The following is a 19,456-nucleotide window of genomic DNA, read 5'->3' as shown; positions in this document are numbered from 1 at the left end:
GTCGTGTCCTTAATGTGTCAGGGTTGCCAGGTCTACCGGGGCTTGTTGCGCCGGAGCGGCAGTCGGAAGGTATTGTTGTTCAGCGCTTACCGCCCAGTGCTGATAGCGGCGGTAGAGTTGTTCAAAACGTTGAGCCTGCTCTGGGCGAGGTTGCAGCGTGTTTTCCACGGCGCTTGCCATTTGCTGCTGAGCGGCTGGGATATCGACGTGTACTTTCGCGGCAACGGCAGCGAAGATAGCCGCACCGAGTGCGCAGCACTGGTCTGAAGCGACAATCTGTAGCGGGCGGTTCAGCACGTCACAGCAGGCCTGCATGATGACCGGGTTTTTGCGCGCGATACCGCCAAGCGCCATTACGTTGTTAACCGCAATGCCTTGTTCGGTGAAGCATTCCATAATGGCGCGTGCGCCAAAGGCCGTGGCGGCAATCAGCCCACCGAACAGCGCTGGCGCGTCAGTTGCCAGGTTCAGATCGGTAATTACCCCTTTCAAACGCTGGTTGGCATTGGGCGTACGGCGACCGTTGAACCAGTCGAGCACCACTGGGAGATGCTCCAGTGATGGATTTTTCGCCCAGGCTTCAGTGAGTGCAGGCAGCAGCTGTTTTTGACTGGCTTTAATCTGGGGCTGCAGTTCCGGATGCTGTGCGGCAAGCTGTTCCAGAGGCCAGCTCAGCACGCGGCTAAACCAGGCATAGATATCGCCGAATGCGGACTGGCCAGCTTCGAGGCCAATAAAATCAGGCACTACGCTGCCATCAACCTGGCCGCAAATGCCTTTCACCGCGCGTTCGCCGACGCTGTGCTTGTCGGCAATCAGAATGTCGCAGGTCGACGTGCCGATGACTTTCACCAGCGTGTTAGGCTGTGCGCCTGCGCCAACCGCGCCCATATGGCAGTCAAAAGCACCGCCTGCAATCACCACGCTTTCCGGTAGCCCCAGGCGCTGTGCCCACTCGGCGCACAGGGTGCCAACCGGCAGATCCGCGGTGAAGGTATTGGTAAACATTGGGTATTGCAGATGGCGGTTGAGGATGGGGTCGAGTTCGTCAAAGAAACTGGCTGGCGGCAGACCACCCCAGCTTTCATGCCACAGGGATTTATGTCCGGCGCTGCAGCGACCGCGACGAATATCCTGTGGGCGTACGGTGTTGGAGAGCAGGGCCGGAACCCAATCGCATAGCTCAATCCACGAGACCGCAGCTTCGGCTACCGCATGGTCCTGACGAGTTACATGCAGGATTTTGGCCCAGAACCATTCGCTGGAATAAATGCCGCCGATATAGCGGGAGTAATCGATCTTGCCCGGTGTGTGGCACAGGCGGGTGATTTCTTCGGCTTCTTCTACTGAGGTGTGATCTTTCCACAGGACAAACATTGCATTCGGGTTTTCCGCGAACTCCGGACGCAGTGCCAGTACGTTACCGTCTGCATCGATGGGCGCCGGGGTTGAGCCGGTACTGTCAACGCCGATCCCGACCACTTCCGCGCGCTGTTCAGCGCTCAGTTCGGCCAATACGGTTTTCAGCGCCGCTTCCATGGATTCAATGTAGTCGCGCGGATGATGGCGAAACTGGTTGTTTGGGCCATCGCAATACTGCCCTTCCTGCCAACGTGGATACCACTCAACGCTGGTGGCGATCTCTTCGCCGGTGGCACATTCCACCGCCAAAGCGCGTACTGAATCACTACCAAAATCGAGGCCAATTGCAATCGCCATCGTCTTACTCCATCCAAAAATACGGGTATGGATAAACAGTAGTGAGTAGCGATAAAAACCGTCAGGCAGGATCCGCTAATCTTATGGATTAAAATGCTGTGGCATCACAAAGTGTGACGCTGTGCAAATAATCAATGTGGACATTCCTGCCGTAGTTATAGACACTTTTGTTAGCCGATTTTGACGTTGGCGTAGTACATGTTTTTTACAAAGAGCTTTTCACAAGCGGGATTGGTGGTCCATTACCGCAAATACAGCGGCCCGCAGGGGCGACAGCGATGATGTCTGGCGTAATATGGACAAATTGTTTCTTGGCAGGACATAGGGAGTATTGAAATTATGGCTGAAACGCAAAACGATCCCCTGTTGCCAGGTTATTCGTTTAACGCGCATTTGGTGGCCGGATTAACCCCCATTGAGGCGAACGGATACCTGGATTTTTTTATCGACAGGCCGCTGGGTATGAAGGGTTATATCCTCAATCTCACCATCCGTGGCGAAGGGGTTATCAATAATCAGGGCAAGCAGTTTGTCTGCCGGCCTGGCGATATTCTGTTGTTTCCACCTGGAGAAATTCACCACTACGGACGCCACCCTGACGCCAGCGAGTGGTATCACCAGTGGGTTTACTTTCGCCCGCGCGCCTACTGGCAGGAGTGGCTGACCTGGCCAGCCATTTTTGCCCAGACCGGTTTTTTCCGCCCGGATGAAGCGCATCAGCCGCATTTTAACGAGCTGTTTGGGCAGATAATTAACGCCGGGCAGGGAGAAGGTCGTTATTCCGAACTGCTGGCGATTAATTTACTGGAACAATTATTGCTCCGACGTATGGAAGCCATCAATGAATCGCTACACCCGCCCATGGACAACCGCGTCCGCGATGCCTGCCAGTACATCAGCGATCACCTGGCGGACAGCAATTTTGATATCGCCAGCGTCGCGCAGCACGTCTGCCTGTCGCCTTCCCGTTTGTCGCATCTGTTCCGTCAGCAGTTAGGTATCAGCGTATTAAGCTGGCGCGAGGACCAGCGCATCAGCCAGGCGAAGCTATTACTGAGTACCACACGTATGCCCATTGCCACCGTAGGTCGCAATGTTGGCTTTGACGACCAGCTTTATTTCTCTCGTGTTTTCAAAAAATGTACCGGCGCCAGTCCGAGCGAGTTTCGTGCTGGATGTGAATAAAAAGTGAATGATGTATCCTGAAAGTTGTCATAACTCGCAATCTATTCAGACAATTGATGGCTTGACGAAGTTGAGAGGGGTTATCAAAATCCCTGCTTCGTAAATTTGACGGACACATTATGCAAGCATTGCTGGAACACTTTATTCTCCAGTCCGCCCTGTACTCTCTGATCGCCGTACTTCTGGTGGCTTTTTTGGAGTCGCTGGCGCTGGTTGGCCTGATTCTACCCGGGACCGTGATGATGGCGGGGCTGGGGGCGCTGATTGGCAGCGGCGAACTGAACTTCTGGCATGCCTGGCTTGCGGGCATTATAGGTTGCTTATTGGGGGATTGGATCTCTTTTTGGCTGGGCTGGCGCTTTAAAAAGCCATTGCACCGTTGGTCGTTCATGAAAAAGAACAAGGTGTTGCTGGATAAAACCGAGCACGCCCTGCATCAACACAGCATGTTTACTATTCTGGTAGGGCGTTTTGTCGGACCGACGCGTCCGCTGGTGCCGATGGTAGCAGGCATGCTGGATCTGCCTGTCGCTAAATTTATCGTCCCGAATATTATCGGCTGCGTGCTGTGGCCACCGTTCTACTTCCTGCCGGGGATCCTGGCGGGAGCGGCAATTGATATTCCTTCTGATATGCAGAGCGGGGATTTCAAATGGTTGCTGCTGGCGACGGCGGTGTTGCTCTGGGTGGGCGGCTGGTTTTGCTGGCGGCTATGGCGCAGTGGCAAAGCGGCTGTCGATCGCTTAACGGCGTATTTCCCCCGCAGCCGTTTGCTGTATCTGGCGCCGTTGACGCTCGGGATCGGCGTGGTCGCTCTGGTGGCGTTACTGCGCCATCCGCTGATGCCGGTGTATATCGATATTCTGCGCAAAGTGGTGGGTTACTGACGATTCCTTTGCCGGATGGCGGCTTCGCCTTATCCGGCAACGCATTATGCTTTAATGCCCAATAGCGCCGAGGCGCTAGCGTTGCCGCTTAACAGATCGTCCGTATCGCCCTGCCAGGCGATGCGCCCGTCGGCGACCACAATCGAGCGGGGCGCAATTCGCGCCGCATCTTCTACGCTGTGGGAAACCATCAGTAACGTCAGCTGCTTCTCGCGACAGACTTCGGCCACCAGCGTTAGCATCTCCTGGCGCAGCGCGGGATCAAGTGCAGAGAACGGTTCATCAAGCAGTAAAATAGGTTGTTCCCGCACCAGACAACGCGCCAGCGCCACGCGCTGCCGCTGCCCGCCGGAAAGCTCACCGGGGAGGCGTTCCAGCAGAGAGTCGATCCCCATTTGCTGGGCGATGTGGAGTATTTTCTCCCGCTGCGATGCGTTAAGCTTCAATCCAGGATTCAGGCCCAGGCCGATGTTTTGCTGTACGCTCAGATGGCTGAACAGGTTGTTTTCCTGAAACAGCATAGAAACAGGACGGCGCGAGGGTGGTGTCGTGGTGTGATCTTCACCGTCAATCACCATGTTACCGCTGGCAGGCGTGAGAAAGCCGGCAATCAGATTCAGCAGCGTACTTTTCCCGGCGCCGCTGGGCCCGAGTATCGCTATCTGCTCACCGTGCGCGACCGACAGCGTAAAGCGCATGGGCAGATGGTGATAAAGCCATGTGATATCAATCAGTTTTAACATTTCGACCCGGCAATTTCTCAATAACGGTAAACAGCGTAAAGCACAGGATCAGCAGTAATAACGCCGTAACTGCGCCATCCTGACTGCGATAAGAGCCAATCTGCTGATATAAATAAAACGGCAGGGTGCGGAAATCTTCATTACCAAATAACGCCACTACGCCAAAATCGCCAATCGACAGCACGCAGGCAAACGCCATCGCCTGTGCCAGCGGGCGCTTCAGGGCGCGCAGTTCAACCACTTTCAGGCGCGACCATCCCTCAATGCCCAACGACTGGCACAACATACTATAGCGCGCAGTGACGTCACGCATTGGGTTTTCCAGCACCTTCAATGCATAAGGGATCGCCATCAGCGCATTGGTAAAAATGACAATGCCGTCGGCAGATTCGGGAAGCCCAATAGTGTTATTGAGTAGCAGAAAGAAGCCGGTTGCCAGCACGATACCCGGCATGGCGAGGATCATCATGCCGCTCAGTTCCAGCATCTGACCTGCCAGCACCTGCTGTCGTGCACGAAGTTCACGACTGCTCCATAACAGCATCATGGTGAGTATGACGCATAACGCTCCTGCTGCTAATGCGATGCGCAGCGAGGTTCCCAGCGCCTGCCATAGCACTGGCTGCATCAGTACATCCAGAATATGGCGGTTTAAGCCATCGACAATCACCGCCAGCAGAGGCGGCAGCAACAGCAACAGGGCCAGAATAATCAGGATTGCGTCAGTCAGTCGGCTGTGCAGGCGATCGTCAGGATCGCGCCAGCCTTGTACCAGGGTAGCACCGGGAGCAATCGCGCGGCTCAGACGTTGACTGAGGAGCACCAGCGCCAAACAACAAACCATCTGGATCAACGCCAGCATGGCTGCGCGGGCAGGATCGTAATCAAAATTCAGCGCCTGATAGATAGCCAGCTCGATGGTCGTAGCCTGTGGCCCGCCGCCCAGCGACAGAACGGTGGCGAAGCTGGCGAAGCACAGCATAAAGATGAGTGCTGCGACGGGCAGGATCTGACGACGCAGCCACGGCCATTCAACAAAACGGAAGAAATGCCAGCCACGCATACCCAACTGAGCGGCTAACTGCCGCTGTTCGCCGGGAATACTCTCCAGCGATTGTAACAGCAGGCGGCTGGCCATCGGCAGATTGAAAAAGACATGCGCCAGCAGAATGCCCTGTAAACCGTATGGCGAAAACGTCCACTCCAGCCCGAATGTATGCCAGAGTGAGGCCAACCAACCCTGGCGACCGTAGACGCTAAGAATACCGAATACCGCGACCAGCACCGGCAGGATTAACGTCATTGCGCACAGACGCAGCAGCGCCAGACGTCCTGGAAAACGGCGACGATAGAGAGCTCTGGCAAGGAAAATCGCCGGGACAACCGACAGCACAGCGGATAGAAAAGCCTGCCAGAAAGAAAAGCGCACCACGTGCCACAGGTAGTCATCTTGCCACAGCGAGAACCACTCTCCCTGCGGGGCGTTAAACCACAGTGCCAGAAACGCGGCCAGGGCAACGGCCACCATCAGCGTGGCGGCGGTAAGCCCTGGAACCAGCCAGCCGGGGATTAACGGCTGACGGCGCGTTGCCATTCGCTAATCCATGCCTGACGTTGAGTCGCAACCTGCTGCGGCGTAAATTCCAGCGCGGTGGTCGGTTTATTCAGTTGCTCGAATCCTGACGGCAGGGCGACTTGCGTCACGGGATACATCCAGTTGCCGGTCGGAATCGCATTCTGGAATGCCGGAGACACCATGAACTTCAGGAATTTCTCGGCCAGTTCCGGCTGCTTGCTGGCCGCGGTGCGGGCGGCGACTTCCACCTGCAAATAGTGGCCTTCACTAAAATTAGCGGCGGCGTAGTTGTCTTTTTTCTCGGCGATGATGTGATAGGCCGGAGAGGTGGTGTAGCTGAGCACCAGATCGCTTTCACCTTTCAGGAACAGGCCGTAGGCTTCGCTCCAGCCCTTGGTGACGGTGACGGTTTTGGCTGCCAGTTTCTGCCACGCCTCTGGCGCTTTATCACCATAGACTTTCTGCATCCATAGCAGCAGACCCAGACCTGGCGTGCTGGTGCGTGGATCCTGATAAATGACGCGCCATTTTTGGTCGCTCTCTACCAGTTCTTTCAGGCTTTTGGGCGGATTCTTCAGCTTGTTCTTATCATAAACGAAGGCGAAATAACCGTAGTCAAACGGCACGAAGGTATCGTTTTTCCAGCCGCCGGGTACGTTAACGGTGTCGTTGGTTACACCACTTTTGGCAAACAGTTTGGTTTGTGTGGCGGCTTCCAGAAGGTTGTTATCCAGACCCAGCACGACGTCGGCTTTGCTGTTTTTTCCTTCCATGCGCAGGCGGTTAAGCAGCGAGACGCCATCTTCCAGCGCGACCAGTTTCAGCTCGCAATTGCAGTCAGCTTCAAAGGCTTTTTTGATTGTTGGGCCCGGGCCCCAGTCAGCTGCGAACGAATCGTAGGTATAGACGGTCAGTACAGGTTTGGCGAAGACAGGCGCTGCGCACAGCAGTAAAAGCGGAAGACATTTTTTAAACACTTTGCACCTCAAGAGTTGGGTGGCAAAGGACTTGAGATAAGCCTCAAATCCCTTCGCCGGCATTATCCGGATCAGGTTCGACGGGTATCTCTCAGCCCATACGCAGATCGAATGATTTTGTGTATGTTTTTATTTAGCACCCCGTTGAGAACGGCGTTAGTGTAATGATTTTGTTGCTTAGCAGCAATTAAGGATCCGGCGGAGCAAACCACGCCGATTTAAAATCAAACCAGCCGAGGGTATTCATGCGCAGCCCGCGCATACTGCGCTGTCCCTGAATGATCAGCCAGTGGTGGATTAATGGCACAATGGCCTTTGTGGCGAGCAGCTGTTGGCACCATGCTGCCAGGCTCATTTCGCCCGTTCGCCAGCGAGCCGCATCGTTTTCCCAGTCCCGCGAGATACAGTTTTGCAGCAACGGGACTTCGCACAAATGGGCGAACAGTGAGAAGTCGAGCGGTAGGGTAAAGTTGGCGCTGTTGAGCCAGATATCACTGACGATTTCACCTGCATGCCATTGATCGTAGTCGATCTCCTGAATATTCAACTGCACCTGATGCTGCGCGAGCAATGTCTTCATGATCTGCGCGATAATCCGGTGTTCGATGTGATCGCGATAGTAAGTGATAGTCAGCGTTTCCAGCCCGGCGGGTTTTTCACCATGGCCGGGTTTTGCGTGATGCCAGCGGGGGAGTAAACCATACGCGGGAAACCACAGTCGCTGGTACTGTTCGTCGGCGTGGCAGATTAAGTTCGTTGGCGAGAGAATGCGGCTTACCCATTCGCGGACCTCCTGGTTAGCTCCACGGTGGCTACGCGCATCAAACAGCAGGTAGTAGCAACCTTCTTCGAGGCGGCTTTCGATCGCCTTTTCATCCTCTGTGGGACCTTTTAGCGTTAACCCGCCGCCAGGCTCTTCTCCGATGTCGGGTAATACCCAAACGTTAACTTCGTCGATCAGGGCCCGGTAGCCAAAGTAATCATCAAATGCATGAATTTTCAGTTGGTTATTGGTGTTTCGTATTACCGCATACGGACCGGTACCAATCGGGTGACTGGAGAAGTTGTTTAGCGTTTCCCATTCTCGCGGCAGGATCATGGCGGGGACCTGCCCCAATAGCCAGGGAAGCCAGCGGTCTGGCTGGGCCAGATGGATATCCAGCGTCCAGGCCGTGGGAGAGACGATCTGCGTGATGTGTGAGTACAGCGGCAGGCTGTTAATGCGCATCAGTGAGGCGATAACATCTGCCATTTCCAGCTCGCGGCCATGATGAAAATGGATCCCCGGACGCAGGAAGAATCGCCAGTGTAAAGGTGAAATTTGCTGCCAGTGATGGGCAATGTCTGCTTCCAGTTCCCCATTTTCCTCATTTACCCGAATTAAGGCGCTGAAGATTTGCCGGGCGATATGGGTTTCGGAGCGGCGTAATGCCGTGCCGGGGAGCAGGTTGTGCATGGGGCGATAATAGAGAACGCGCATGATATGCCGACCCTGGCGAAAGCTGCGACCCAGATGGGAGACCAGCATTTGCCGTACGGCCGTTTTATCACCGACCAGTTGCACCAGTTGATCGATGCGATCCTGTTCCAGTAGGTCTTCTGCGCGCTGCTGCTGGAGCGCCAGCCCGGTATAGAGGAATGTCAGTCGCGAGCGTTTACCTCGTCCAACTTCAGCTTCCCACGTTAACCAGCCGCGATCTTGCATGGTATTAAGCAGCGTACGCATATGGCGGCGCGAGCAGCTCAGCAGATCCGCCAGCTCGTTGAGCGTCGTGTCTTGCGTTTTGCCGTCACAGCATTGCCACAGACGGATGAACTGTTGTTGCAAACGACCAGAAGACATAAAAGGGGAACTCCTGCGGAAAACTCAGCAATTTTATAATCCCTATATTAAGCCAATAATAGATTCCGATGAAGCGATGAGACAACGAAGGGGTCATCTATGCGTCAGTTCTGGTTGAAGTACTTTACCACGACGGAAAAATCGTCCTGGTTGGCTTGCCTGAGCGCACCGCAGCGCTTAAAGATGCTCGAAGAACTGATGCAGTGGGAGATGACATCTGACTCCTGAATTGGAAATTGCAGACATCATGTGTGACTGAGTATTGGTGCAGGCTGTATCCTGCCATTACATCTGAGCATCGCTGGTGGCTATTTTTTCACATGGCAAGGCGCGAACAGTGAAATTTGGTGAACCAAATAAGGTGTGAGCAACACAGCTATGTGAAAAAATGGCCCCAGCCCTCCGGGACGCGTGTAAAAAACGCATACTCTGCGTTGTCAGGCTTGGGAATAGATTTCTATACCCAGCGCCCTCCGCCTGGATTATGCGTTTTTTATCCAGCGTCGATGCCAGATATAATGGCAGGATACAGCCTCGTTCACCCGCCAGCAGGTATTATCTGCTGGCTTTTTTCGTTTCAGCTGCGCTTAAAAGGAAAGATATGCTCTGGATTATGACCATGGGACGGCGCCTCAACGGCGTTTACGCGGCATTTATGCTGGTCGCTTTTATGATGGGCGTGGCGGGGGCATTGCAGGCACCCACCCTGAGTCTGTTCCTGAGCCGTGAAGTCGGGGCGCAGCCATTTTGGGTCGGGCTGTTTTACACCGTCAATGCGATTGTCGGGATCGTCGTCAGCCTTGGCCTGGCGAAACGATCCGACAGCCAGGGCGATCGGCGCAAGCTGATCATGTTTTGCTGCCTGATGGCGATTGGCAATGCGCTGCTGTTTGCCTTTAATCGCCAATATCTCACGCTGATCACCTGCGGTGTGCTGCTGGCCTCGCTGGCGAACACCGCCATGCCGCAGCTGTTTGCGCTGGCGCGAGAATATGCTGATAACTCCGCGCGTGAAGTGGTGATGTTTAGCTCGGTGATGCGTGCGCAGCTTTCGTTGGCCTGGGTGATAGGACCGCCACTGGCATTCATGCTGGCGCTGAATTACGGCTTTACGGCGATGTTTTCCATTGCCGCAGGTATTTTTGCCATTAGCCTGGTGCTGATTGCGCTGATACTGCCGTCTGTCGCGCGGGTGGAGCAGCCTGTAGACGTGCCGCTGGAACAGACCGGCGGTTGGCAGGACAAAAATGTGCGTATGTTGTTTATTGCCTCCACGCTGATGTGGACCTGCAACACCATGTACATCATTGATATGCCACTGTGGATAAGTCTTGAACTGGGCTTGCCGGACAAGCTGGCCGGGATCCTGATGGGGACGGCGGCTGGGCTGGAAATTCCGGCGATGATTCTGGCAGGCTATTACGTGAAGCGCTTTGGTAAACGGCGAATGATGATCGCGGCCGTAGCGGCAGGCGCGCTGTTTTATATTGGTTTGATCTTCTTTCACAGCCGTACGGCGCTGCTGGTGCTGCAACTGTTTAACGCGGTATTTATCGGTATTATCGCCGGGATAGGCATGCTGTGGTTTCAGGATCTGATGCCCGGACGTGCGGGGTCAGCGACCACATTATTTACCAACAGTATTTCAACGGGAGTCATTCTGGCAGGGGTGATTCAGGGGGCAGTTGCGCAAAGCTACGGTCACTATGCCGTCTATTGGGTGATTGCGGTGATTGCGGTGGTTACGCTGTGGATGACCGGGCGGGTGAAGGACGTTTAGTCCGGCGCAGTCCTGGCGTCGTAGTGCCCGGACTGGCGATATTTTGCATTAGTTTTTGTCGTTTTTGTAGGCCGGATAAGGCGTTTACGCCGCCATCAGGCAACCTGTCCCTACGGCCTGAACGCGTTACGCTTATCAGGCCTATCCCTCTTTTTTTATCTTGCACGTAAATGTAACGTTGATCACATAACGATCATTTTCCTCTTCCTGGATCTTCTTTTTTCTACTGTTACGCGTATACAGTTACGCGTAACAGTTATCAAAAAAGGAGTTTTTTATGAAAAACCTATTCGACCTGACAGGTAAACGCGCGCTGATTACCGGTTCCGCTCAGGGCATTGGTAACCTGCTGGCCAGCGGTCTGGCGGCGCACGGTGCTGAGATTGTTATTAACGACATTACCCAACTGCGTGCTCAGGTGGCGGCGGACAAACTGGTGGCCGAAGGCTATCGCGCTGTTGGCTATGGATTTGATGTTACCAACGGGGAAGAGGTGGCGTGCGCCATCGCGCAAATTGAAAAGGACGTTGGGGCCATTGATATTTTAATTAACAACGCCGGAATTCAGCGTCGTTATCCCTTCACCGAATTCCCGGAGGCTGAATGGGACAAAGTGATTGATGTAAACCAGAAATCGGTCTTTCTGGTATCGCAGCAGGTTTCCCGCTACATGGTGCAACGCCGCCGCGGGAAGATTATTAATATCTGCTCAATGCAAAGCGAATTAGGACGTAAAACCATTACCCCCTACGCGGCGTCAAAAGGCGCGGTCAAAATGTTAACCCGTGGCATGTGCGTGGAACTGGCGGAATACAATATTCAGGTCAACGGCATTGCTCCCGGCTATTTCGCTACCGACATGACTACCGCGCTGGTCAACGATGAAGCATTCTCCGCCTGGCTGTTCCAGCGCACGCCCGCCGCTCGCTGGGGTAACCCGGAAGAGTTGATCGGCGCGGCGGTTTATCTTGCTGCACCGGCCTCTGACTTTGTGAATGGGCATCTTCTGTTTGTGGACGGCGGCATGCTGGCCGCGGTTTGATCGCTAACGAGGCCGCGGGAAGCGACCTCATCCTTTAATGATAATCCGAGGAGTGAGTATGAATATGCTCGCAAAACTGCCGGCGCGCCGCTGGTGGTATTTAATGCCGATTATTTTTATTACCTACAGCTTAGCTTATCTCGACCGCGCCAATTACGGCTTTGCCGCTGCCGCTGGTATCGAACACGATTTAGGGATTACTCAGGGAACTGCATCGCTGATTGGCGCGCTCTTTTTCCTGGGATATTTCTTTTTCCAGGTGCCTGGCGCCATGTATGCCGTTAAACATAGCGTCCGTAAAATGATTTTCTACAGCCTGATCCTCTGGGGGCTTTGTGCCGCGGCGACCGGCTTTGTCAGCAATATCCCAACGCTGATGGCGATCCGCTTTATTCTCGGCATCGTCGAAGCGGCGGTGATGCCCGCGATGCTGATTTATATCAGCAACTGGTTTACCAAAACTGAACGCTCGCGCGCCAACACCTTTTTAATTCTCGGTAACCCGGTCACAGTGCTGTGGATGTCGATTGTCTCTGGCTACCTGATTGAAGCCTGGGGCTGGCGCGAAATGTTTATTTTCGAAGGCATCCCAGCGGTGATCTGGGCTTTCTGCTGGGTGATTCTGGTGCGCGATAAACCGGCGGATGCGGGTTGGTTGAGCGAGCAGGAGAAACAGGCGTTACAGCAGGCGATGGACCGCGAGCAGTGGGACATCAAACCGATGCGCAACTACGGTGAAGCGATGCGTTCACGCTGCGTCATTATGCTTTGCGCGGTGCATGCGCTGTGGAGCATCGGGGTGTATGGCTTCATGATGTGGATGCCGTCGATTCTGAAAAACGCGGCGCAGATGGATATTGTGGCGGTGGGCTGGCTGGCGGCAGTGCCGTATCTGGCGGCGATCTGCCTGATGCTGACGGTTTCCTGGCTATCCGATAAATACCAGAACCGTAAGCTGTTTATCTGGCCGCTGCTGCTGATTGCCGCCATCGCGTTCTTTGCCTCGTGGCTGTTGGGCAACCAGTCCTTCTGGCTCTCTTACGCGCTGCTGGTCGTGGCCGCCGCCTGTATGTATGCGCCTTACGGACCGTTCTTTGCGCTGATCCCCGAACTGCTGCCGCGCAACGTCTCCGGCGTGTCGATGGGAATGATCAACAGTTTTGGCGCGTTAGGGGCATTCCTCGGCGCGTGGCTGGTGGGTTACCTCAACGGCGTGACCGGCGGGCCGGGCGTCTCCTACACCTTCATGGCGATTGCTCTGCTGTCATCGGTGGTGCTGATGTACTGCGTTCGTGCGCAAAATGAAACCACGTCGCCGTCGGCTGAGGTGGTAACGCGTTAAGGTTGAGCGAGGAGTGCAGTCGCTAACCGGCTGTGATAAGGTTCTCTGCGAGCATAATGGGATGTTGGTCGTAGAGAACCTCATGAAAAACAATCGGATGACATTACAGGATATCGCTAATCTGGCCGGTCTGAATAAGATGACGGTCAGCCGTTATCTTCGTGACCCGAATCAGGTGTCGCAACGCAGCCGTGAATTGATTTCGAAAGTGATGGAAGAGAACAACTACATTCCTAACCGCGCGCCGGAAATATTGCTCAATGCGCGCAGTAAAACCATCGGCGTGTTGATCCCTTCTTTTCGTAACCAGATTTTTGCCGACGTGCTGGCGGGAATTGAATCCGTCACCTCGGCTTGCCAGTACCAGACGTTGATCGCCAACTACGAATATGACGCCGAGCGTGAAGAACGCGAGGTGCTGAATTTGCTCTCTTACAATATCGACGGCCTGATCCTCACGGGAAAGCTGCATACCGAGCGGATGATCCAGTACGTGCGCGCCAGCGGCGTACCGGTGGCGGAACTGATGGATATTAGCGGCCAGTATCTTGATATTCAGGTTGGGTTTGATAACGAAAAAGCCGCGTTTGAAATGACGCAGGCTTTTATCGACAGCGGCAAACGCAGCATTGCTTTCTTTGGCTCGATGGACGACCCCCGCGACCTTAGCCGTTTTCGCGGTACCGGGAAAGCGCTGGCAGCGCAGGGGCTGGAAGCGTACCACCTTGCGCCAAAAACGATTTCGTCGGTGGCGCTGGGCCGCAAGATGTTCCAACAGGCAATGGCGGAAAAGCCGGATATTGACGCTATTTTCTGTACCAACGATGACCTGGCGGTTGGCGTGCTGCTGGAGTGTCAGGCACAGCAGTACGACGTGCCGGGAAAAATGGCGATTGCCGGTTTCCACGGGCTGGAAATTGGCCGTGCGCGGCTGCAAAAAATCGCCAGCGTGATTACACCACGCTTTGAGATTGGCAAAACGGCGGCGGACATTCTGATTAAGCGTTTGAACGGGAAAGATGCGCCGGGCAGCGTTAATCTTGGCTACCAAATTTATTACGGCGATACGCTGTAGGCGGGAAGAAGAGGCTGGCCACCGTGCGGTGACCAGCGGGAGAAATTACTGCATAAACGCTGGCTGCTTGTCTTCGTACTCGGTGATGGCCGCTTCATGCTGCAGCGTCAGCCCGATGCTGTCCAGACCGTTCAGCATGCAGTGGCGGCGGAAGTCGTCGATTTTAAAGCTGTAGGACTTATCGCCTGCTTTCACCACCTGCGCTTCCAGATCCACTTCAAATTTAATGCCCGGATTGGCTTTCACCAGGGTAAACATTTCATCTACTTGCGCGTCGCTCAGAGTCACCGGCAGCAGTTGGTTATTGAAACTGTTGCCGTAGAAGATGTCGGCAAAGCTTGGGGCAATCACCACTTTAAAACCGTAATCGGTCAACGCCCACGGCGCATGTTCGCGTGACGAACCGCAGCCGAAGTTTTCGCGCGCCAGCAGAATTGATGCCCCTTTATATTCCGGGAAGTTCAAAACGAACTCAGGATTTGGCTGTTGCCCTTTTTCGTCCAGAAAACGCCAGTCGTTGAACAGATGAGCGCCAAAACCGGTACGCGTAACCTTCTGCAAAAACTGTTTGGGAATGATTGCGTCGGTATCAACGTTGGCGGCACCCAGTGGGACAACCAGGCCGGTATGCTGGGTAAATTTCTCTGCCATGGTAGTTTCCTTATTTGATGCTGCGAATGTCGGCAAAATGACCGGTAACGGCGGCAGCGGCGGCCATGGCCGGGCTGACTAAATGCGTGCGGCCACCGCGGCCCTGACGGCCTTCAAAATTACGGTTGCTGGTGGAGGCGCAGCGCTCGCCCGGATTCAGGCGGTCATTATTCATGGCCAGACACATGGAACAGCCTGGTAAACGCCATTCGAATCCTGCTTCGATAAAGATCTTGTCCAGACCTTCTGCTTCTGCCTGCGCTTTCACTGGACCAGAGCCCGGCACCACCAGTGCCTGTACGCCTGGTGCAACTTTACGTCCTTTGGCGATTTCTGCCGCAGCGCGTAAATCTTCAATACGCGAGTTGGTGCAGGAACCGATGAACACTTTATCGATAGCCACTTCCGTTAACGGAATACCTGGCTTCAGCCCCATGTAAGCCAACGCTTTCTCAGCCGATGCGCGTTCTACCGGATCGACAAATGACGCCGGGTCGGGAATATTATCGTTCACCGAGATGACCTGACCCGGATTCGTTCCCCAGGTGACCTGTGGCGCGATCTCTTCTGCCTGCAGGGTGACGACGGTATCAAAGGTGGCGTTGTCGTCGGTTTTCAGCGTTTTCCAGTACTCAACCGCGTGGGTAAAATCTTCGCCCTTCGGTGCGTGTAAACGCCCTTGCACATAGTTAAAGGTGGTTTCATCCGGTGCGACCAGGCCCGCTTTGGCACCCATTTCAATGGCCATATTGCACAGGGTCATGCGGCCTTCCATGCTCAGCGCGCGGATGGCTTCGCCACAAAACTCAACTACGTGTCCGGTACCGCCTGCACTACCGGTTTTACCGATAATCGCCAGCACAATATCTTTGGCGGTAATGCCAGGGGCTGCTTTACCGTTGACTTCAATCTTCATGGTTTTGGCGCGCCCCTGTTTCAGGGTCTGCGTCGCCAAAACGTGTTCAACTTCAGAGGTGCCAATGCCAAACGCCAGCGCGCCGAACGCGCCGTGTGTAGCGGTGTGGGAATCGCCGCAGACGATGGTCATACCCGGCAACGTCACGCCTTGTTCTGGCCCCATCACGTGAACGATACCCTGATACGGATGGTTCAGGTCATACAGCTCGACACCAAATTCGTTACAGTTCTTAATCAGCTCCTGCATCTGGATGCGTGCCATCTCACCCGACGCGTTGATGTCTTTGGTCTGGGTAGAGACGTTGTGATCCATGGTGGCAAAGGTTTTACCCGGCTGGCGTACCTGACGGCCATGCGCGCGCAGGCCATCAAACGCTTGCGGAGAGGTCACTTCATGCACCAGATGTCTGTCGATGTACAACAGCGGGGTTTCGTTTTGCGCTTCAAAGACGACGTGCGCATCAAACAATTTTTCGTATAACGTTTTGGCCATGATTACACCCCTTCTGCGACGTAACGGGCAATGATGTCGCCCATTTCATCGGTACCGACTGCGGCAGCGCCACGGGCTAAGTCACCGGTGCGAATGCCTTCTTCTAATGCGCGGTTGATGGCGCTCTCAATTGCGGTTGCCGCATCATTGGCATCCAGGCTATAGCGCAGCAGCAGCGCCAGCGACAGGATCTGGGCGATAGGGTTGGCAATGTTTTTCCCCGCGATGTCCGGGGCGGATCCGCCAGCAGGCTCGTACAAACCGAAGCCCTGATCATTCAGGCTGGCGGACGGTAACATGCCCATAGAACCGGTGATCATGGCGCACTCGTCAGACAGAATGTCGCCAAACAGGTTAGAGCACAGCAACACGTCGAACTGGGAAGGATCTTTGATCAATTGCATCGTCGCGTTGTCGATGTACATATGCGCCAGTTCAACGTCTGGGTATTCATTCGCAATTTCATTGACGATTTCGCGCCACAGAATCGATGTTTGCAGTACGTTAGCTTTATCAATCGACGTGACTTTACGGCGACGTTTACGGGCGGATTCAAACGCGATACGCGCAATACGTTCGATCTCGAAACGGTGATAAACCTCGGTATCAAAGGCTTTTTCATGTTGTCCGCTGCCTTCGCGGCCTTTTGGTTGACCGAAGTAAATTCCGCCAGTCAGTTCGCGTACGCACAGGATGTCAAAACCGTTCGCGGCAATATCTGCGCGCAGAGGACAAAACGCTTCCAGACCCTGATAGAGTTTAGCCGGGCGCAGATTGCTGAATAATTTGAAGTGCTTACGCAATGGCAGCAGTGCGCCACGCTCTGGCTGCTGGTTTGGCGGCAGGTTCTCCCATTTCGGACCGCCAACGGAGCCAAACAGAATGGCGTCAGCTTGTTCACAGCCTTCAACCGTTGCAGGCGGCAGCGGCTGACCGTGGTTATCGATAGCGGCACCACCCACGTCGTAGTGGCTGGTGGTAATGCGCATGTTAAAGCGGTTACGAATTGCGTCCAGTACCTTCAGGGCTTGCGCCATCACTTCCGGGCCAATACCGTCACCCGGCAAAACAGCAATATGATAATTCTTCGACATCACACGGTTTCCTTGTTGTTCTCGTTGTTCTGAGCTTTGCGTTGCAATTCTTTTTCGACTTCTTCGGCGCGCCAGATGTTGTTCAGCACATGAACCATTGCTTTAGCGGAAGATTCGACGATATCTGTCGCCAGACCGACGCCGTGGAAACGACGACCATTATAGTTGGCAACGATATCCACCTGACCCAGCGCATCTTTACCGTGCCCTTTGGCGGTCAGGCTGTATTTCACCAGTTCGACGTTGTACTCAGTTACACGGTTGATTGCCTGATAAATGGCATCGACCGGACCGTTACCGTTCGCCGCTTCGGCTTTGACTTCTTCACCACAGCCCAGCTTGACGGAGGCGGTGGCGATGTCGTTTGAGCCGGACTGCACGCTGAAGTAATCCAGACGGAAATGCTCCGGTTCTTCCTGCTGTTTATTAATGAAGGCCAGCGCTTCCAGGTCGTAATCAAATACCTGACCTTTTTTGTCCGCCAGTTTCAGGAATGCGTCGTACAGGTTGTCCAGGCTGTATTCATTTTCTTTATATCCCATCTCGTCCATACGGTGTTTCACCGCGGCACGTCCGGAACGGGAGGTCAGGTTCAGCTGTACCTGGTTCAGGCCGATGGATTCAGGCGTCATGATTTCGTAGTTTTCACGATTTTTCAGTACACCGTCCTGATGGATGCCGGAAGAGTGGGCAAAGGCGCCGCTACCGACAATGGCTTTGTTAGCAGGAATAGGCATGTTGCAGATTTGGCTGACTAATTGACTGGTGCGCCAGATCTCCTGGTGATTGATGCGGGTCTGTACATTCAGGATATCTTTACGCACCTTGATCGCCATGATCACTTCTTCCAGTGAGCAGTTACCGGCACGTTCGCCGATACCGTTCATCGCGCCTTCCACCTGACGCGCTCCGGCGTGAACGGCTGCCAGTGCGTTGCCTACGCCCAAACCTAAATCATCATGGGTGTGTACGGAGATGATGGCTTTATCGATATTTGGTACGCGTTCATACAGGCCAGAAATGATTGCTCCAAATTCGAAAGGCATGGTGTAACCGACGGTATCGGGGATGTTAATGGTTTTGGCTCCCGCGTTAATGGCAGCTTCAACCACGCGAGCCAAATCGGCGATAGGGGTACGGCCTGCATCTTCGCAGGAGAACTCCACGTCATCGGTATAATTACGCGCACGCTTAACCATGTAGACCGCGCGCTCAATGACCTCATCCAGCGTACTGCGTAATTTCGTCGCGATGTGCATCGGCGAGGTGGCGATAAACGTATGAATACGGAAAGCCTCAGCGACTTTCAGAGATTCTGCGGCAACGTCGATATCTTTTTCTACGCAGCGAGCTAAGGCACAAACGCGGCTGTTTTTAACCTGACGAGCGATAGTCTGAACTGACTCAAAGTCGCCCGGTGAAGAAACGGGGAAACCCACTTCCATCACGTCAACGCCCATACGCTCAAGGGCCAGCGCAATCTGCAGTTTTTCTTTCACACTCAGGCTTGCCTGTAACGCCTGTTCACCATCGCGTAAGGTGGTATCGAAAATAATGACTTGCTGGCTCATGGTTTAGGTCCTTGGTTTCTTAGGGCGCCTTGCTTCGAGCATAAAAAAACCCGCGCAACGGCGCGGGTTTTTTGTCTTAACTGGAGCTGACTTAATGCTGAATGTCGTCCACCAGTCTACCGCGCAACGAAGATGCGTTTAGTAGTAGTAGACCGTTGAAACGAGCAATGTAAGTCATCAATTAAGCTCCAGGCGAATGCGATATGCTTTTAGTGGTACTGGATATGAAGACTGATGTCAACCCTCACCCCAGCAAATGCCTCGTTAGAGGGGGGGAAGTTTCTGCAAAACTTAAGCGAATTGTGCTGAATTTTTCGGGGTACATAAAATTAATCAGTTGATGGTTGTACATAATTTTCATGGTTTGACATATTTGAGCATAGTTATTTGCATTTATTGTAACGGCGAACTGAAGGAAAAGTCGCTCTTGGGATTTCATATCTTAATGATTTATCTGTCTTTATAGTAATTATGAATGGCTATGGGTAGTATGACACCACAAAATTGATAAATTAATGTTAACTTTTAATGTATTAATAATATAAACATTTAATTAAAAC

Annotated in this window: 17 protein-coding genes and 1 riboswitch; of the genes, 7 read left to right on the top strand and 10 right to left on the bottom strand. The window is 53.9% G+C overall.

Annotated features, from left to right (window positions below; all coding sequences use genetic code 11):
• Positions 1-9 precede the first annotated feature (9 nt).
• Complete coding sequence (gene araB / locus GFB57_RS00685; protein WP_003018836.1) at positions 10-1,719, bottom strand: ribulokinase; 1,710 nt, start codon at positions 1,717-1,719, stop codon at positions 10-12.
• Between the two features lie 339 nt (positions 1,720-2,058).
• On the opposite strand from araB, the gene araC reads away from it, so the two are divergent.
• Positions 2,059-2,904, top strand: a complete 846-nt coding sequence (araC, locus tag GFB57_RS00680) for an arabinose operon transcriptional regulator AraC (RefSeq protein WP_003018834.1) — start codon at positions 2,059-2,061, stop codon at positions 2,902-2,904.
• Positions 2,905-3,023: 119 nt separating this feature from the next.
• A complete protein-coding gene (locus GFB57_RS00675; protein ID WP_003018831.1) occupies positions 3,024-3,791 on the top strand; it encodes a DedA family protein in 768 nt (255 codons plus the stop codon).
• Positions 3,792-3,835: 44 nt separating this feature from the next.
• Here GFB57_RS00675 and thiQ read toward each other — a convergent pair whose 3' ends face one another.
• The 4 genes from thiQ to sgrR all read right to left on the bottom strand — a co-directional run bounded on the left by thiQ (position 3,836) and on the right by sgrR (position 8,930).
• The gene (thiQ, locus tag GFB57_RS00670; RefSeq protein WP_003018829.1) at positions 3,836-4,534 is read right to left on the bottom strand and encodes a thiamine ABC transporter ATP-binding protein ThiQ; all 699 of its coding nucleotides are present in this window, start codon (positions 4,532-4,534) and stop codon (positions 3,836-3,838) included.
• Positions 4,518-6,128: a thiamine/thiamine pyrophosphate ABC transporter permease ThiP gene (gene thiP / locus GFB57_RS00665; protein ID WP_003018826.1), complete on the bottom strand. Its 1,611-nt coding sequence runs from the start codon at positions 6,126-6,128 to the stop codon at positions 4,518-4,520. Before thiP ends, thiQ begins: the two co-directional genes overlap by 17 nt.
• A complete protein-coding gene (gene thiB / locus GFB57_RS00660) occupies positions 6,104-7,087 on the bottom strand; it encodes a thiamine ABC transporter substrate binding subunit (RefSeq protein ID WP_003018823.1) in 984 nt (327 codons plus the stop codon). Before thiB ends, thiP begins: the two co-directional genes overlap by 25 nt.
• Before the next feature lie 30 nt (positions 7,088-7,117).
• Positions 7,118-7,241: riboswitch (TPP riboswitch) on the bottom strand.
• 33 nt (positions 7,242-7,274) lie between these two features.
• A complete protein-coding gene (gene sgrR / locus GFB57_RS00655; RefSeq protein WP_003018820.1) occupies positions 7,275-8,930 on the bottom strand; it encodes an HTH-type transcriptional regulator SgrR in 1,656 nt (551 codons plus the stop codon).
• 99 nt (positions 8,931-9,029) lie between these two features.
• On the opposite strand from sgrR, the gene sgrT reads away from it, so the two are divergent.
• The 5 genes from sgrT to GFB57_RS00630 all read left to right on the top strand — a co-directional run bounded on the left by sgrT (position 9,030) and on the right by GFB57_RS00630 (position 14,169).
• Positions 9,030-9,158, top strand: coding sequence for a glucose uptake inhibitor SgrT (gene sgrT, locus GFB57_RS00650; RefSeq protein ID WP_003018817.1), 129 nt, complete (start codon positions 9,030-9,032; stop codon positions 9,156-9,158).
• A gap of 373 nt (positions 9,159-9,531) precedes the next feature.
• Positions 9,532-10,710 (top strand): sugar efflux transporter, encoded by a 1,179-nt coding sequence (locus GFB57_RS00645; RefSeq protein WP_290366919.1) that lies wholly within the window; start codon positions 9,532-9,534, stop codon positions 10,708-10,710.
• Positions 10,711-10,987: 277 nt separating this feature from the next.
• Positions 10,988-11,752, top strand: coding sequence for a gluconate 5-dehydrogenase (idnO, locus tag GFB57_RS00640; protein WP_003018813.1), 765 nt, complete (start codon positions 10,988-10,990; stop codon positions 11,750-11,752).
• A 58-nt stretch (positions 11,753-11,810) separates the two neighbouring features.
• Entirely contained in the window at positions 11,811-13,094 is a 1,284-nt protein-coding gene (locus tag GFB57_RS00635; protein ID WP_290366918.1) for an MFS transporter, read from the top strand.
• Positions 13,095-13,176: 82 nt separating this feature from the next.
• Positions 13,177-14,169, top strand: a complete 993-nt coding sequence (locus GFB57_RS00630) for a LacI family DNA-binding transcriptional regulator (protein ID WP_032932547.1) — start codon at positions 13,177-13,179, stop codon at positions 14,167-14,169.
• A 45-nt stretch (positions 14,170-14,214) separates the two neighbouring features.
• On the opposite strand, the gene leuD is transcribed toward GFB57_RS00630, so the two are convergent.
• The 5 genes from leuD to leuL all read right to left on the bottom strand — a co-directional run bounded on the left by leuD (position 14,215) and on the right by leuL (position 19,074).
• On the bottom strand, positions 14,215-14,820 hold the full coding sequence (gene leuD, locus GFB57_RS00625) for a 3-isopropylmalate dehydratase small subunit (RefSeq protein ID WP_003018808.1): 606 nt from the start codon (positions 14,818-14,820) through the stop codon (positions 14,215-14,217).
• A 10-nt stretch (positions 14,821-14,830) separates the two neighbouring features.
• Complete coding sequence (gene leuC / locus GFB57_RS00620) at positions 14,831-16,231, bottom strand: 3-isopropylmalate dehydratase large subunit (RefSeq protein WP_003018806.1); 1,401 nt, start codon at positions 16,229-16,231, stop codon at positions 14,831-14,833.
• 2 nt (positions 16,232-16,233) lie between these two features.
• Complete coding sequence (gene leuB / locus GFB57_RS00615; protein WP_003018804.1) at positions 16,234-17,325, bottom strand: 3-isopropylmalate dehydrogenase; 1,092 nt, start codon at positions 17,323-17,325, stop codon at positions 16,234-16,236.
• Positions 17,325-18,896 carry a 2-isopropylmalate synthase gene (gene leuA, locus GFB57_RS00610; protein ID WP_003018802.1) on the bottom strand — a complete coding sequence of 524 codons (1,572 nt, stop codon included), beginning with the start codon at positions 18,894-18,896 and terminating at the stop codon, positions 17,325-17,327. Before leuA ends, leuB begins: the two co-directional genes overlap by 1 nt.
• A 91-nt stretch (positions 18,897-18,987) precedes the next feature.
• Positions 18,988-19,074, bottom strand: a complete 87-nt coding sequence (leuL, locus tag GFB57_RS00605) for a leu operon leader peptide (RefSeq protein WP_048998978.1) — start codon at positions 19,072-19,074, stop codon at positions 18,988-18,990.
• Between the last annotated feature and the right edge of the window lie 382 nt (positions 19,075-19,456).

It is taken from the genome of Citrobacter sp. S39 (genome assembly GCF_009495675.1).
In the GTDB taxonomy this organism is placed as follows: Bacteria; Pseudomonadota; Gammaproteobacteria; order Enterobacterales; family Enterobacteriaceae; genus Citrobacter; species Citrobacter freundii.
This window is presented reverse-complemented; position numbering and strand designations above follow the sequence as displayed.